This window comes from Devosia sp. J2-20 (assembly GCF_055808475.1).
This window is the reverse complement of sequence record NZ_CM147870.1, coordinates 1,134,360-1,147,888: the sequence shown is the minus strand read 5'-3', so window position 1 is coordinate 1,147,888 and position 13,529 is coordinate 1,134,360. Positions and strand designations below refer to the sequence as shown.

Annotated in this window: 16 protein-coding genes and 1 other RNA gene; 6 read left to right on the top strand and 11 right to left on the bottom strand. The window is 60.3% G+C overall.

Going from position 1 to position 13,529, the window contains the following annotated elements:
* Positions 1-2: 2 nt before the first annotated feature.
* The 4 genes from AC0L37_RS05575 to AC0L37_RS05560 form a co-directional block, all read right to left on the bottom strand.
* The gene (locus AC0L37_RS05575; RefSeq protein ID WP_282221757.1) at positions 3-458 is read right to left on the bottom strand and encodes an NUDIX hydrolase; all 456 of its coding nucleotides are present in this window, start codon (positions 456-458) and stop codon (positions 3-5) included.
* Positions 459-590: 132 nt separating this feature from the next.
* On the bottom strand, positions 591-806 hold the full coding sequence (locus AC0L37_RS05570) for a cold-shock protein (protein ID WP_212657428.1): 216 nt from the start codon (positions 804-806) through the stop codon (positions 591-593).
* A 294-nt stretch (positions 807-1,100) separates the two neighbouring features.
* Complete coding sequence (locus AC0L37_RS05565; RefSeq protein WP_212657427.1) at positions 1,101-1,373, bottom strand: YMGG-like glycine zipper-containing protein; 273 nt, start codon at positions 1,371-1,373, stop codon at positions 1,101-1,103.
* Positions 1,374-1,436: 63 nt separating this feature from the next.
* Positions 1,437-1,814 (bottom strand): DUF423 domain-containing protein, encoded by a 378-nt coding sequence (locus tag AC0L37_RS05560; protein ID WP_282221758.1) that lies wholly within the window; start codon positions 1,812-1,814, stop codon positions 1,437-1,439.
* A 323-nt stretch (positions 1,815-2,137) separates the two neighbouring features.
* Between AC0L37_RS05560 and AC0L37_RS05555 the strand changes: the two genes are divergently transcribed.
* Positions 2,138-3,316 carry an MATE family efflux transporter gene (locus tag AC0L37_RS05555; RefSeq protein WP_282221759.1) on the top strand — a complete coding sequence of 393 codons (1,179 nt, stop codon included), beginning with the start codon at positions 2,138-2,140 and terminating at the stop codon, positions 3,314-3,316.
* Here AC0L37_RS05555 and miaA read toward each other — a convergent pair.
* Entirely contained in the window at positions 3,313-4,191 is an 879-nt protein-coding gene (gene miaA / locus AC0L37_RS05550) for a tRNA (adenosine(37)-N6)-dimethylallyltransferase MiaA (protein ID WP_282221760.1), read from the bottom strand. The two genes, AC0L37_RS05555 and miaA, sit on opposite strands and share 4 nt — an antisense overlap.
* A gap of 24 nt (positions 4,192-4,215) precedes the next feature.
* Here miaA and serB point away from each other — a divergent pair, with 24 nt between their 5' ends.
* Positions 4,216-5,088 (top strand): phosphoserine phosphatase SerB, encoded by an 873-nt coding sequence (gene serB / locus AC0L37_RS05545; protein ID WP_282221761.1) that lies wholly within the window; start codon positions 4,216-4,218, stop codon positions 5,086-5,088.
* 79 nt (positions 5,089-5,167) lie between these two features.
* Here serB and hflC read toward each other — a convergent pair whose 3' ends face one another.
* The 6 genes from hflC to AC0L37_RS05515 form a co-directional block, all read right to left on the bottom strand.
* Positions 5,168-6,244, bottom strand: coding sequence for a protease modulator HflC (gene hflC, locus AC0L37_RS05540; RefSeq protein WP_212657422.1), 1,077 nt, complete (start codon positions 6,242-6,244; stop codon positions 5,168-5,170).
* A gap of 3 nt (positions 6,245-6,247) precedes the next feature.
* Positions 6,248-7,354 carry an FtsH protease activity modulator HflK gene (gene hflK / locus AC0L37_RS05535; RefSeq protein ID WP_212657421.1) on the bottom strand — a complete coding sequence of 369 codons (1,107 nt, stop codon included), beginning with the start codon at positions 7,352-7,354 and terminating at the stop codon, positions 6,248-6,250.
* Between the two features lie 63 nt (positions 7,355-7,417).
* Positions 7,418-8,419 (bottom strand): dihydrofolate reductase, encoded by a 1,002-nt coding sequence (locus tag AC0L37_RS05530; RefSeq protein ID WP_348984710.1) that lies wholly within the window; start codon positions 8,417-8,419, stop codon positions 7,418-7,420.
* On the bottom strand, positions 8,416-9,426 hold the full coding sequence (locus AC0L37_RS05525; RefSeq protein ID WP_282221762.1) for a DUF4424 domain-containing protein: 1,011 nt from the start codon (positions 9,424-9,426) through the stop codon (positions 8,416-8,418). The genes AC0L37_RS05530 and AC0L37_RS05525 overlap by 4 nt, the downstream gene beginning before the upstream one ends.
* Before the next feature lie 82 nt (positions 9,427-9,508).
* Complete coding sequence (locus AC0L37_RS05520) at positions 9,509-10,303, bottom strand: thymidylate synthase (RefSeq protein WP_282221763.1); 795 nt, start codon at positions 10,301-10,303, stop codon at positions 9,509-9,511.
* A 10-nt stretch (positions 10,304-10,313) separates the two neighbouring features.
* The gene (locus tag AC0L37_RS05515) at positions 10,314-10,895 is read right to left on the bottom strand and encodes a DUF1003 domain-containing protein (protein ID WP_282221764.1); all 582 of its coding nucleotides are present in this window, start codon (positions 10,893-10,895) and stop codon (positions 10,314-10,316) included.
* A 202-nt stretch (positions 10,896-11,097) separates the two neighbouring features.
* Between AC0L37_RS05515 and AC0L37_RS05510 the strand changes: the two genes are divergently transcribed.
* The 4 genes from AC0L37_RS05510 to AC0L37_RS05495 all read left to right on the top strand — a co-directional run bounded on the left by AC0L37_RS05510 (position 11,098) and on the right by AC0L37_RS05495 (position 13,526).
* Entirely contained in the window at positions 11,098-12,318 is a 1,221-nt protein-coding gene (locus AC0L37_RS05510; protein WP_282221765.1) for an alpha/beta hydrolase family protein, read from the top strand.
* Between the two features lie 7 nt (positions 12,319-12,325).
* Positions 12,326-12,683, top strand: a transfer-messenger RNA (tmRNA) gene (gene ssrA, locus AC0L37_RS05505).
* Between the two features lie 111 nt (positions 12,684-12,794).
* Positions 12,795-13,295: an SspB family protein gene (locus AC0L37_RS05500; RefSeq protein WP_212657414.1), complete on the top strand. Its 501-nt coding sequence runs from the start codon at positions 12,795-12,797 to the stop codon at positions 13,293-13,295.
* 9 nt (positions 13,296-13,304) lie between these two features.
* Positions 13,305-13,526, top strand: coding sequence for a ribbon-helix-helix domain-containing protein (locus AC0L37_RS05495; protein WP_269369185.1), 222 nt, complete (start codon positions 13,305-13,307; stop codon positions 13,524-13,526).
* Positions 13,527-13,529: the final 3 nt, after the last annotated feature.

Sequence of the window (13,529 nt, the reverse complement as noted above, 5' to 3'; positions counted from 1 at the left end):
GCTCAGCCCAGCCGCCTGACGAGCGACTTCGCGATGCGGCGCAGGGCCGGATCAACCAGCAGGCGCTGAGCCTCGGACATAACGGCCCAGTGCCGAAGCCGCTGATCCTGTTCCTTCCAGGTATCGAGCTGGGTCTCGACCAGCATGGGATAGATCTCGACATCCACCAGAGCCGAACCGTCGATATCCGATCCGGTGCGATAGCTACCGATCGGGGTATCCTCGATCTTGCCGACAACCCCAGCTTCTTCGAGTGCTTCCATGGCCGCACTTTCGCTGGGCGACATGTTGGGTTCGATCGCCCCCTTTGGAAATATCCAGCGGCCATTACGGCGCGAGGTGATCAGCAAAACGCTCAGCCGTCCATCGATCAAGGCATAGGGCAAGGCGCCCGCCTGACGGTACTCGGCCGGCGTTTCAACCTTGGGGCTCCAATTGCGCAGGAAATTCTTGAACATCGACGTCCTTTTGGCTGAGCAGCCTTTTCCTGTCACATAACACATCGCTATCGCAGGCCAAGCTTTCTGCCACCAGGCGCCCACAAAAAAGGGCCCCGTGAAGGGCCCTTCCATAAATCACTGCAACCGAAATTAGCTAAGCAGGGTCAGGTTCGTTGCCGACTCTTTGCCGTCACGGCCGGTCTCAAGCTCATAGGTGACCTTGTCACCTTCATACAGGCCCTGCAGGCCCGAACGCTGGACAGCCGAAATGTGGACAAATGCGTCTTTTTCGCCATTTTCAGGCGAAATGAAGCCGAAGCCCTTGGTTGTGTTGAAGAATTTTACGGTACCGGTGATGGCAGCCATGGAACTTAGTCCTTACAAGTGGTCGCCGCTGTGGGGCGGCTAAGGGTTGAAAACGGACCCAAAGTCAGGCCCGGCCTAACGATTCACAGATCAGGAGATAGCCAAGTTCCCGGCCGAAACCGGTCGATCAGATAGCGCGAGACAGTGTCGTAGACCCAAAATATGGCGGCTATCTGCAATAAATTCAAGGCGTTTCACTCTGATCAAAAAACACCCGGCCCCGGATTTACTCCAAGACCGGGTGCAAAGCGCCAGTGTGGCGCTCAGCAGCATGGGGCGATGCTGCCGTTAGATTTAGCCCTTGGGGCAGACGTCATAGTAGCGTGTACCATTGGCGCGTTCGTACACGCACTGGTTGTCGTAGCCCTGACGCTTGCCGAGCAGATTGCCTGCTGCAGCGCCGACCACGCCACCGATACCAGCACCAACGGCCGTACCAACAACATTGCCTGTCGTAACAGCACCCACAACGGCACCAGCACCGGCGCCGACAGCGGCACCCTGCTGCGTGGTCGTGCAAGCTGCGAGAGAAAGAACGGTAGCGGCTAGGATCAGAATTTTATGCATGGAACCCTCCAGAAGATCTCGAAGTCCATAATGCGCCGGTCAGCGGATGGTTCCAGTCGGATTTTATTTAGATGCCAACCGGATGCGCTGTGCACCGGCAAGGCTGATGCATATCCAGCCCAGGATCATTGCCACACCGCCCAAGGGCGCTGCGCCGGGGAACACGCCATGCCCAATCCATTCGCGCACGCCCAGATCCACGGCAAACACCAGTGTACCGCCCGCCAGCAACCAGCCGGCACTCTGCAGAACACGACCCTGCCCCAGCAGACCCAGAGCCAGGAGCGCCGGACCATGCGACAGGCAGATCGCGGCGATAGCCGCCAGATTGCGCGACTCCCCGGCATGGGAGGCAGCAGCGGCCGCCATCACGCCACTTATCCCGATCAGTCCTGCCGCAATCAGCAACACACGCACACCAGTCTCGTTCTTCGCATCCATCGTTCGGCTCCCGTCTGGCGGTGGGCCCGCCTCTTCCGCCCACCCCGGCTTTGAGCTAGAGCAGGCATTGCGAGTAGGACATTTCTTTATGATTGAGCAAGTTACGGTTACGCCGATTGCACCACCCCCAGCCGTGCCACGGGCCTCGACCTGGGCGGCGGAACTGCGCGCAACCTTCACACTTGCCTGGCCACTGGTCATTGCCCAACTGGCCCAGAACGCCTTGACCACAACCGATGTCATCATGACCGGCTGGCTTGGCCCTGAATTCCTCGCCGCCGGCACGCTCGCCAGCACCTTCCTGATGCCCTTCCTTGTGGGGGATGGGCATTGTCGGCGCCGTTGCGCCGCTGGTCGCTCAGGCGCGTGGCGCGCGCGACATCAAGGCAGTTCGCCGTGTCGTGCGGCAGGGCATGTGGGCGTCCATCGTGATCGCCGCCCTGCTCGTGCCCATTCTCTGGCAGATCAAACCCATCTTTGCAGCATTGGGCCAGAACCCTGACACCACCCTGATGGCCGAACAATACATCCAGATCGGCGTGTGGATGCTGTTCCCGGCGCTGGCAATTATTGCACTGCGCTCGCTGCTTTCGGCCTTTGATTCCACACGCATCATCCTGTTGATCACCATCGGTGGCGTGCTGTTCAATGCCCTCGTCAATTATGCCCTGATCTTTGGCAATTTCGGCTTCCCGCGCCTCGAACTGCGGGGCTCTGCGGTGGCAACGGTTCTGACCAATCTGCTGATGTTCGGCCTGATGCTGACCTATGTGCTGCGCCATCGTCGTTTCAAGCGCTTCAACATCATGATCCGTTTCTGGAAGCCAGACTGGCCGCGCTTCCGCGAAATCTTCCGCATCGGCACCCCGATTGGTCTGACCGTACTGTCCGAAGTGGGCCTGTTCACCGCCGCCGCATTGCTGATGGGCCTGCTGGGAACCGATGAGATTGCCGCGCACGCCGTTGCGCTGCAATGCGCTTCCATGGCCTTCATGGTACCGCTGGGCCTTGGCACTGCGGCCACAGTGCGGGTCGGCGTCGCCTATGGCCGCAAGGACGCCGAAGGCGTACGCAAGGCCGGCTGGACCGCCTTTGCGCTGGGGACCGGCTTCATGACCCTGACCTGCATCCTCTTTCTGACGGCAGGGCCGCTGATCGTGTCGTGGTTCCTTGATCCACGCTCGCCCGCCAACGCCAATGCGCTGGGGCTTGCCGCGACCTTTCTGGTGGTTGCCGGTTTCTTCCAGATCGTCGATGGCGCCCAGGTTGTTGCCGCCCATGCCCTGCGCGGGCTCAGCGATACCAAGGTGCCCATGATCATGGCCATTCTCGGCTACTGGTTCATTGGCCTGCCGATCGCCTATGTGCTCGGGCTTGTGCTTGATTGGCGTGGCGTCGGCATCTGGCTGGGACTGGCTGCAGGACTGGGCATTGTTGCCGTGGTGCTGGTCGCCCGCTTCGCCATGCGTAAGCGGCTCGGTCTGATGGCCGGGCTGGGCTAGACCAGCGCCCGGCGGGGCCAGTCGCCGAACCGGTTACGGAACCAGGTCCGCTGACGCTTGGCATATTGGTGCGTTGCAATCGTCGCCAGCGTAATGGCGTCATCGGGTTCGCTGGCGCCGTCGAGCCAATCGCCGATCTCGCGCACGCCAATGGCCTTCATCACCGGCAGACCGGGGTCCAGATCAAGCGCCCGCAAGGCCTTGACCTCTTCGACGGCACCGCCGTTGAACATGGCAGCAAAGCGCCTGGCAATCCGCTGACGCAGCACATCGCGGTCGGGATCAAGCACCATGCGCTCGATATCGAACCCCTCCAGCACCCCCATCTGCTTGTCGTCCTGAAAACTCGACAATGTCCGGCCAGTGGCCCGTTTGACGGCCAGCGCACGGGTCAGTCGCTGCGGATCAGCCACCTTGAGCCGTGCGGCCGCCTCGGGATCTTCCTGCCGCAACAAGGCGAGCCGCTGGGTACCGTCCAGCGCAGTCACCTCGTCCTGCACCTGCGCGGTAATCTCCGGCGCAACCTCGGGAATGTCCGCAAAACCATTGAGCAAGGCATCGAAATACAGCCCCGTGCCACCGACAAAAATCAGCGGGGCCTCGCCACTGTCGGCGATCACAGCACCCACTGCTGTCAGCCACTGGCCGGTCGAGAACCGCGTTGCCGCGGGTACCACGCCATAGAGCCGATGGTCGGTCTGCGCCTCATCATCGACGCTCGGCCGCGCCGTCACCACGCGCAGCGTGTCATAAACCTGCATGGAATCGGCATTGACGATCACCCCGCCCTGCGCCTGCGCCATGGCAAGCGCCAGCGCCGACTTGCCGCTGGCAGTCGGACCCGCTATCAGAACGGCGCGTCTGCGGCCCGTCACGCATTTCCTCCCAGAGTAAATTTCATGCCAGTATTATGCCTCATCGCCAATCCAACCGATTCAGAACTAGACCCGGCTCTGGCCGCCGCAGTGGTGCAGGAAATCGGCGGTGAACTCAACTGGCTCGACCACGCCATTGCCTGCGAAATCATCGACCCCAAGTCGCCTGACGCCCTGACCCTGGCCCGTCAGGTCATTGGTGAGGCCAAGGTGGACGCCAATCTGGTGCCCAGCCAGGGGCGCCGCAAGCCGTTGCTCATCGCTGACATGGACTCCACCATGATCAACGAGGAATGCATCGATGAACTGGCCGCCGCACTCGGGCTCAAGGAACAGGTCGCCGAAATCACCGATCGGGCCATGCGCGGCGAACTCGATTTCGCCGCCGCCCTGGACACCCGCGTGGCTCTGCTCAAGGGCCTCGAGCGCAAGGTGATCGAGGAAGTGCGCCGCGAACAGATCACCCTGGCCCCTGGCGGCCGTGCCCTGATCCAGACCATGAAGGCCTATGGTGCCTATACCGCTCTGGTGTCCGGAGGCTTCACTTTCTTTGCCGACTTCTTCGCCAAGCGTATCGGCTTTGATGAGGCCGTGGCCAACGTGCTCGAATTTGACGGCGACCGGCTGACCGGCACCGTCACCAAACCCATTGTCGATAAATCCACCAAGCGCGAACGTCTGATCGCCCTGTCCCAGGAGCGCAATGTGCCGCTCGACCGTACTATCGCTGTCGGTGATGGCGCCAACGATCTGGACATGATCAGGATCGCCGGCTTTGGCGTGGCCCTGCATGCCAAGCCCGCGGTTGCTGCTGAGGCAGGCATCCGCATTGATCACGGCGACCTGACCGCCCTGCTCTATTTGCAGGGCTATACCGACGAGGACATCGTCCGCTAGCAAAGGCCAGGTAAGCCCAAACAAAAACCCGGCACAGTCACTTGCGCCGGGTTTTTCTATGTCTGCTCGCTATCCGCTCTTACTGAGCGGGGGCTTCTTCAATCGCTGCCGGCACCTCGGTGCCAACGGTTGGCGAGAGTTCCGAGCCATCGTCGAGCGTGATCGATGGGGCCACGGTCTCTTCAATGCCCAGACCATCAAGGGCTGGCTCATCCGGATTTGGCGCAGTGATCGGCGCGGCCAGCGGCTGGATTGGCCGTGCCGGATTGGTTGATGCAGCCGGAATTTCGCCGTCCGAACCAAAGTAGCGGAAGAACGCACTGTCAGGCGACAGCACCATTGTGGTGCCAGTGCCGGTCAGGGCAGTCCGATAGGATTCCATCGAACGGTAGAACTCGAAGAATTCCGCGTCCTGACCATACGCCGCCGCAAAGATGCGGTTGCGCTCGGCGTCACCCGTACCACGAATGATTTCCGCATCACGCGTGGCAGCCGCCACGATTTCCACGGCCTGACGATCCGCGATAGCCCGCAGGCTCTGTGCCTGCTCCTGACCACGCGCCCGCAGCAGAGCCGCTTCGGCAAGACGTTCAGCACGCATGCGCTCATAGGTACGCTCGCTGACTTCCTCGGCAAGATCGGTACGCAGAATACGCACATCAACGATCTCGATACCGAGCCCGGCCATTTCTGGTCGGATCAGGTCACGGGCCTCAGCCATCATCTGCGACCGCTGTTCAGATAGCGCCGCGTTGAATTCGCGCAGACCGTAGACCTGGCGAAGGGCAGCGTCGAACCGCGTTGCGATACGATCCTGAGCCACCGAAAGCTGGCCAAGGGCGCGCTGACGGAACAGAACCGGATCAGTGATCCGATAGGTCAGGAACGCGTCCACTTCGTAGAACGCACCACCGGAAACCTGCACGGTCATGTCGGCGATATCCTGGCGGAGCAGGCGATCTTCGATGACCTGAACACTATCCACGATGTCAGTCGGAATCTTGAAGTACAGACCCGGCTCACTGCGCACATCGGTGATCTGGCCAAAGCGCATGACGATGGCCTGCTCACGCTCGTTGACCACATAGACCGACGAGAACAGGACGTAGAGCGCAGCAACAAGAACCGCGCCAATAATGATTAGACGATTGCTCATGGCTTAGTTCCCCGTCGCGCTGGTGTTGGTAGCGCCCGAGCGCAGTTCGGGAAGCGGCAGGTAGGGCACGACGCCCGAACCATTGGCCCCGTTCTCGATCAGCACCTTTTCCGAACCGCCCAGAACCTGTTCCATGGTCTCAAGGAACAGACGCTTGCGCGTCACGTCCGGCGCGTTGACGTATTCAGCATAGACGGCATTGAAGCGCTGGGCTTCACCGGTTGCTTCCTGCACCACGCGGTTGGTGTAAGCGGCAGCATCTTCGCGAAGAGCGGCAGCACGACCACGTGCATCACCCAGCAGGGTGTTGGCGTAGGAACGGGCTTCTTCCTGCAGGCGGTCTTCATCCTGCTCGGCACGCTGCACTTCATTGAAGGCGTCGGCCACTTCAGCAGGCGGCGCGGCGTTTTCGATCGAAATCTGACTGACGCTGACACCCATGCTGTATGAGTCCAGAATAGCCTGAGTGATGTCTTGCACTTCGATCGCAACACCGGCGCGGTCGTCACGGAAAATGTCCTGAGCCGGACGGCGACCAACGACCTCGCGCATCGCGCTTTCGGCGGCATTGCGCACCATCTCTTCGGGATCACGGACATTGATCAGATAGTCGATTGGATTACCGACAGACCACAGCACGGCAAAGCGGACGTCCACGATGTTCTGGTCACCAGAAAGCATCAGCCCGTCATCGGCATTGGCGCGGGCACCCGCACCAGTGGCTGATCCGATCGATGTCTGGTTCTGAGAGGTATTGACCTTCTCAACCGTCTCGACCGGCCAAAGGTGGAAATGCAACCCAGCGGTCGACAGCTCCTGTTTGGGTGCACCGAACCGGAATTCCACGCCGACCTCGGCTTCTTCGACCGTATAGATCGAATTCAGGCCCCAAAAGGCCACCAGCGCCAGCACGCCACCGACCAACGCCCAGCGACCACCGGGCACACCGCCCTTGAACTGGTCGCGGCCACGATTGAGAATGTCCTCGAGATTGGGCGTATTACCGCCGCCTGGCCGACGTGGACCACCGCCACCGCCACCACCAGGTGCCTGCCCCCAGGGGCCGCCAGTATTGCGGCCACCCCCGCCTCCGTTATTCTCCCACGGCATCGCGTCCCTTTCGGATATTGTGTCGTTTCATTGCAGCCTTATATAGGTAAGGCCTCGGCGCGATCAATGCGCAGCGGGTAAACGCCGCTCGTACACTTTGACGCGGTAGCTGGCCTCATCCTTGGGATTGGGCATTACTTCGGGCTCGTCCACCACAACCCACACTGCCGGATCTATCTCCGGAAACACCACGTTTCCGGCTGGTTCGAGCGCAATCTGGGAAATATAGAGCCGGTCAGCCCGCTCCATCATCTGCCGATATATCTCGCCGCCGCCAATGATCATAATCTCGTCAACATCGTCGCGCTTGACGATTTGCCGCGCCAGATCGAGCGCTTCATCCAGGTTTGCGACCACTTCCACGCCATCAGGCTGGTACCCCTGCTGCCGCGTGACCACGATATTGGTCCGCCCCGGCAGTGGCTTGCCCACCGTTTCATATTGCTTGCGGCCCATGATCATCGGCTTGCCCAGCGTGGTGCGTTTGAACCAGGCAAAATCGGAGGGAATGCGCCAGGGAATGGTCTGGTCGCTGCCGATCACCCCATTATCCGCCACCGCTGCAATCATCGCGATACGCACGCTCATCTTGCCCCCCAGCTCTGCGAGTTCGGCACCTTCGACCCGCACCTTGGTCCACTCATCCTGCATCACACCACCCTGCGCTTTGTAGAACTCGATTGAGGGCGTGTTCCAGTTCAGTACCCACCACTCAAACCGCCCGAGACTCTCATTGACGCAACGCTGTGCCAAATGCTGCAACAATGCCTTGCCGACGCCGTTACCGCGCATTTCGGGATCGACATAGAGGTCCTCCAGCCAGATGCCGTGTCGCCCCTGGAATGTCGAATAGGTATAGAACCACAGCGCAAAGCCTACCGGCTTGCCACCCCATTCGGCGATCTCGCAGAACACCTTGGGATCCGCACCAAACAGGTCGCGGACGATATCGACCTCGCTCGCCTTGGCCTCGTGGCTGAGTTTTTCATAGGCCGCCAGTGCATCGATGAACGACACGATCTGAGCGGCGTCATCGGCTTTGGCCGTTCGTATCGTCAGGGTCATTGGCTGTCCGGCATGCGATTGAGAATGAGCACGTTAAGTTCCTGCTCTGGCCAGAAATTCTCCTTGACCATCTCGAAGGTGGTCGGCCCGATCTTGGTGACACCCTCTCCGCAAAAGGAAACAAGGTTGTTCGGATCACCCTTATCGATGACCAGCCGGAACCGCTCAATGCCGTTGCCGGCCCAATTGCTGCCGGTGGTCAGAATATAGGAAATCCAGCTTTCGGTGAATGGCGCCGACCAGGGATCATTGGGATCGCGCAGCGTCTTGCGCACCCCGCTGAGAAAACTCTCATCCGTGCAATAGCGCTCAGCATACTCCCGCGCCGGGTCATAATCATCATAGGCTTCACCCAGAAAGCTCACGCCCACAGTGCCGCCAACGCTGGGCGTATAGGTGTGAATGACCTCAACTGTCTGGCCTGCCGGAAACAGCGCCTCCCAAGTGTACGTCGCCTTGTAGGTACATGCAGGCCAGTAATGCATTTCCATACCCTGGCCGACATCATATTTGTCTGGCGTCAGCAGGCCGTAATGCAAAAGCTTGTCCCGGGTTTCCTCGTCGAGCGCCGCGCTCGCCGCACTGGCGGCTTCACTGATGGGCACCAGCGGCAGGCCCAGTTGACGCAGCAACTTGGTACGATCCACCCCATGGGCAAAGACATATTCATACAGGGTGGCATCCACCGGCCGACCGTCCAGCGTGGTCCTGAAGTCAAACAGATTGTCATCAGGCCCGGTTGGAAACGCGACGGGCGAATAGACCAACGGCACGATATCGGGCATCGGGAACGCGACCAGCACGCTCTGGTCTTTGGCCCCATCATTGCGGAACTGATAGACCACCCGGATTTCGTCGACAGAGATGAACAGCTCTTCACTGGCCATCACGATGTCAGCATTGGTCACGAATTCCAGACCGCCCGTCGTCAGCACCGCTGACGTATCATTGCCCAATGCCGGCAGCATCGTCGCCAGTAGCAGCCCCACAACGCGCAATGATCGCATGACCTTCCTCCCAAACATCGATATGTATCAGACACTTGCACCAAGAACCGGACTCTGGGCCATGACCTTGGTCACGAGGCGTCTAGACGGAGATCGGCGCCTTGATGCTCGGGTGCGGATCATAGCCTTCAAAGGCGAAATCCTCGAACGCGAAGTCTTCCAGCCGCGTCACATTGGGATTGATCACCAGCGTCGGCAGCGGCCGTGGTTCGCGCGTCAGCTGCAATTGCGCCTGTTCGAAATGGTTCGAATAAAGATGCGCATCGCCAAGGGTATGCACAAAATCGCCCACCTCTAGCCCGGCCACCTGCGCAACCATATGGGTCAGCAGCGCATAGGAAGCGATGTTGAACGGGACACCCAGAAACGTATCGGCCGAACGCTGATAGAGCTGGCAGCTCAGTTTGCCGTTGGCGACATAAAACTGGAACAGGCAATGGCATGGCGGCAGCGCCATGTTGTCGACCTCTGCCGGGTTCCAGGCGGAGACGATATGCCGACGTGAATTCGGATTGCTCCGGATCGATTCAACGACCTGGGCGAGCTGGTCGATTTTGCGGCCGTCCGGTGCTGGCCAGCTGCGCCATTGCGAGCCATAGACTGGCCCGAGATCGCCATTTTCGTCAGCCCATTCGTCCCAGATCTTGACGCCACGCTCCTGCAGCCAGCGCACATTGGTCTCGCCACGAATGAACCACAGCAGCTCATAAATGATCGATTTCAGGTGCAGCTTCTTGGTGGTGAGCAGCGGAAAGCCCTGCCCCAGATCAAAGCGCATCTGATAGCCGAACACGCTGCGCGCACCGGTACCGGTGCGATCAGACTTGTCGGCCCCGTTTTCGAGAATGTGGGCGAGTAGCTTTAGATAGGGCTGCATGGCTCTTCTATTACGGCGATTCGGGCACCTGCGCGTCCCCCGCGCGCGCCTGAACCAGTCGCATCAACAGATCGATCTGTTCCTGCTGCTTGATCAGCAATTGCTTGAGATCGTCGTCGCGCATGCGGTCGACCTTTTCATGCAGTCCCATGATCTCGATTTCCGCCTTGAGGTTGCACTCATAATCATGGCTGGTCACCAACCGGTCCTTGGAGGCCTGTCGGTTCTGGCTCATCATGATCACCGGCGCCTGCACCGCGGCCAGCATGGACAGCAGCAGGTTGAGAAAGATGAACGGGTATGGGTCCGGTGCTACGCCCCGCAGCAGCAGATTGCACAGTACCCAGCCAAAAATGGCCAGCCCGAAGCCGATCAGAAATGTCCAGGATCCGCCAAAGGCGGCAACCCCGTCGGCCAGTCTTTCGCCGAAACTGGAGCCTTCGTCGAATACTTCGCTCGTGTCCTCCGACAGCGCACGGCGACCGATCGCCGTTTGCAGGACGCGCCGCTCCCGCTCATCCAGCGCCGTCTCACCCTTGCCCAGAAACCGCTCCGCTGCCCGGGCCAGCCGGTCCGTACCCATATTCGCCATGTCCGCCTCACCAAGAATTGCGCCGGGGCACTCTATACCGAGTTTGGCCCGCGCATCAGACTGCGCTGCAACCGCGTCAACAATCAGTCATGCCAGTACGATAAGCCCGCTGGGCTGGCGCGAACGGCATGGCCGGTCTAGGGAGGACAGGATGAGAGTTTTGATCGTGGCACTGGTTTGGTGTGCCCTGGGTGGAGTTGTCATGGCACAGGCCAACCGCATCGATACGGTGCTTCCCGATGCCCCCGAACTGGCCCTCCGCGGCCCCCACAGTGTCGGCGTGCGTACCTTGACCGTGACCAGCCCGGATCGCCTGGATGTGCTCAATGGAGCTGGCAGCGACGCGCCGCTCTACGACCGTCCCCTCGTGCTTGAAATCTGGTACCCCGCAGACCTGCAGGGCCAGCAACCGGGCACCACCTATACCGATGTGCCACTTGTGGACGGTGTTACCCGCATAGCGCTGGAAGGACAGGCGGTGCGCGATGCTGCCCCGCTACAGGGCCGGCCTGCCGCACCATTGGTCATTGTCTCGCACGGCTATCCCGGTAACCGTTTCCTGCTCAGCCATTTCGGCGAGCATCTGGCCTCAAAAGGCTATGTTGTCGCGGCCATTGATCACTTCGAGAGCACCTATGACAACCAGTTGGGTTTTGCCAGTACGCTGATGCACCGCTCACCGGATCAGCTGTTTGTGCTCGATGCAATCGCCGACGAGGCGGCCGATCCTGCCAGCTTTCTAAACGCCATCGTCGATCCCGACCGCACGGCGATCATTGGCTATTCCATGGGGGGCTACGGCGCCCTGATCAGCGCCGGCGCAGGTGTCAGCGATACCAGCACCCAATTGGGCTTCGCCCCGGCTGGCGGCAATCTGGCGGCGCTGCAGGCGGGCACACCTACCTATGATGCGCAACGCGATCCGCGCCTCAAGGCCATAATTGCCATTGGCCCATGGGGCTTCAATGCCGGCTTCTGGGACGCACGGGGGCTGACCGGCATCACCATCCCGACCCTGTTCATGGCCGGCAGTCTGGATCAGGTGTCGGGTTATGATCCGGGCGTGCGCACTCTCTATCAGTCTGCCGTCAACGCCGAGCGTTATCTGCTCACCTTTGACAATGCCGGACATAATGCGGCCGCGCCAATGCCCGCACCGATCGAGAGCCAGACTGGCGCCGTCCCCGATAGCCCATTCGGCCACTACGCCGATGCCGTTTGGTCGACGCAGCGCATGAACAATATCGCCCAGCATTTCGCCACGGCGTTTCTCGACACTCACCTCAGGGACGACCCGTCCCAGCGTCGCTATCTTGATGTCACCCAGAGCGCCGAGCCATTCGGCGAACAGGACTGGCCCGGCTTTGCGCCCAATACAGCGCGCGGCTTGCGTCTGGAACACGCCTATCCGACAGAAAAGTGACCCAGCGCCATTTGCATCCGGTCGGCGGCAGGCCTATATAGGAACTGCTCGCAAGAGCTATGGCGATAAATTGTCATCGTAATAAACCATTCGGACCCGGGGGCAGTACCCGGCGCCTCCACCATCTACCCGTTCAGGCGGGCAGCCAATGGGGGCGAAACAGGATCGACGAGGGTGTAAAGGGTGTGCTTTTGCTCGGTTGGGTACCGCCGTTATCGGTCTAAAACTTATAGTTGCAAATGACAACAATAAGGCTCCAGTCGCTCTCGCTGCGTAAGCAGTGCTAGCATTGGGAAATTAAGTCCTCCACCCCTAGCCGGGTGACAGGCGGGGTTCGCAGGCACCTGGCAACAGAAGCCTGCACTTTCATTTTTCGATTGCTGGGCACCCAGTACCTTTAATCCTTGAAATCTCATGGAACGTAGGGCTGATATGGGCCGTTCGGGATTCTATCTCTCAGCACCGGAAGGGTGACCATGGCCGAAGACCACATGCGCTACGATATTCTCGCTCAGGAAGCCCTGCGCGGCGTCGTGCGCAAGGTACTGGCTGAAGTCGCCAAGACCGGCTTGCCAGGCGAGCATCATTTTTTCATCTCCTTCATGACCCGCGCACCGGGTGTGCGCCTGAGCGAAAAGCTGCTTGGTCAGTACGAAAAGGAAATGACCATCGTTATCCAGAACCAGTATTGGGACCTCAAGGTCACCGAGACCGGTTTTGAGGTCGGCCTGTCCTTTGATGGCATCCCAGAGACCCTGGTAATCCCGTTCTCGGCGGTCAAAGGCTTCTTTGACCCATCCGTGCAGTTCGGCCTGCAGTTCGATCCGCAGACCGCACCGGGCGCTGATGAAGTCGAAGGTGACGATGACAAGGCCGTCGAGACGGCAGCCGGCGACGGCGAAGAGACCACAGACGCCGATGGCGAGAAGTCCGGCGAAAAAGTCGTCAGCCTCGACGCATTCCGCAAAAAGCCCTGATTACCAGCGATGGACAAGCGTAGTCTGTCCATCTCCGGCCACCGCACCTCGATAGCGCTGGAACCCCAGTTCTGGGCCGCGCTGGAGCAGATGGCGGCGGAATCCGGGCAGACCATGACCGCTCTGATTTGCAGCATCGACGCCGACCGGCAGACGGACAATCTGTCCTCGGCGGCGCGGCTGGCCGTGCTGCGCTGGTACCAGGCAAAAGTCGGCAATGCCACGTCCTGAGTC

Bases quoted from the DNA above. Each gene is read 5' to 3' on its own strand.
- serB (WP_282221761.1), top strand. From the start codon at position 4,216: ATGCCAGTATTATGCCTCATCGCCAATCCAACCGATTCAGAACTAGAC.
- AC0L37_RS05525 (WP_282221762.1), bottom strand. From the start codon at position 9,426: ATGCGATCATTGCGCGTTGTGGGGCTGCTACTGGCGACGATGCTGCCG.
- hflC (WP_212657422.1), bottom strand. From the start codon at position 6,244: ATGAGCAATCGTCTAATCATTATTGGCGCGGTTCTTGTTGCTGCGCTC.
- hflK (WP_212657421.1), bottom strand. From the start codon at position 7,354: ATGCCGTGGGAGAATAACGGAGGCGGGGGTGGCCGCAATACTGGCGGC.
- AC0L37_RS05515 (WP_282221764.1), bottom strand. From the start codon at position 10,895: ATGGCGAATATGGGTACGGACCGGCTGGCCCGGGCAGCGGAGCGGTTT.
- AC0L37_RS05570 (WP_212657428.1), bottom strand. From the start codon at position 806: ATGGCTGCCATCACCGGTACCGTAAAATTCTTCAACACAACCAAGGGC.
- AC0L37_RS05575 (WP_282221757.1), bottom strand. From the start codon at position 458: ATGTTCAAGAATTTCCTGCGCAATTGGAGCCCCAAGGTTGAAACGCCG.
- AC0L37_RS05560 (WP_282221758.1), bottom strand. From the start codon at position 1,814: ATGGATGCGAAGAACGAGACTGGTGTGCGTGTGTTGCTGATTGCGGCA.
- AC0L37_RS05510 (WP_282221765.1), top strand. From the start codon at position 11,098: ATGGCACAGGCCAACCGCATCGATACGGTGCTTCCCGATGCCCCCGAA.
- AC0L37_RS05500 (WP_212657414.1), top strand. From the start codon at position 12,795: ATGGCCGAAGACCACATGCGCTACGATATTCTCGCTCAGGAAGCCCTG.
- AC0L37_RS05565 (WP_212657427.1), bottom strand. From the start codon at position 1,373: ATGCATAAAATTCTGATCCTAGCCGCTACCGTTCTTTCTCTCGCAGCT.
- AC0L37_RS05495 (WP_269369185.1), top strand. From the start codon at position 13,305: ATGGACAAGCGTAGTCTGTCCATCTCCGGCCACCGCACCTCGATAGCG.
- AC0L37_RS05520 (WP_282221763.1), bottom strand. From the start codon at position 10,303: ATGCAGCCCTATCTAAAGCTACTCGCCCACATTCTCGAAAACGGGGCC.
- AC0L37_RS05530 (WP_348984710.1), bottom strand. From the start codon at position 8,419: ATGACCCTGACGATACGAACGGCCAAAGCCGATGACGCCGCTCAGATC.
- AC0L37_RS05555 (WP_282221759.1), top strand. From the start codon at position 2,138: ATGGGCATTGTCGGCGCCGTTGCGCCGCTGGTCGCTCAGGCGCGTGGC.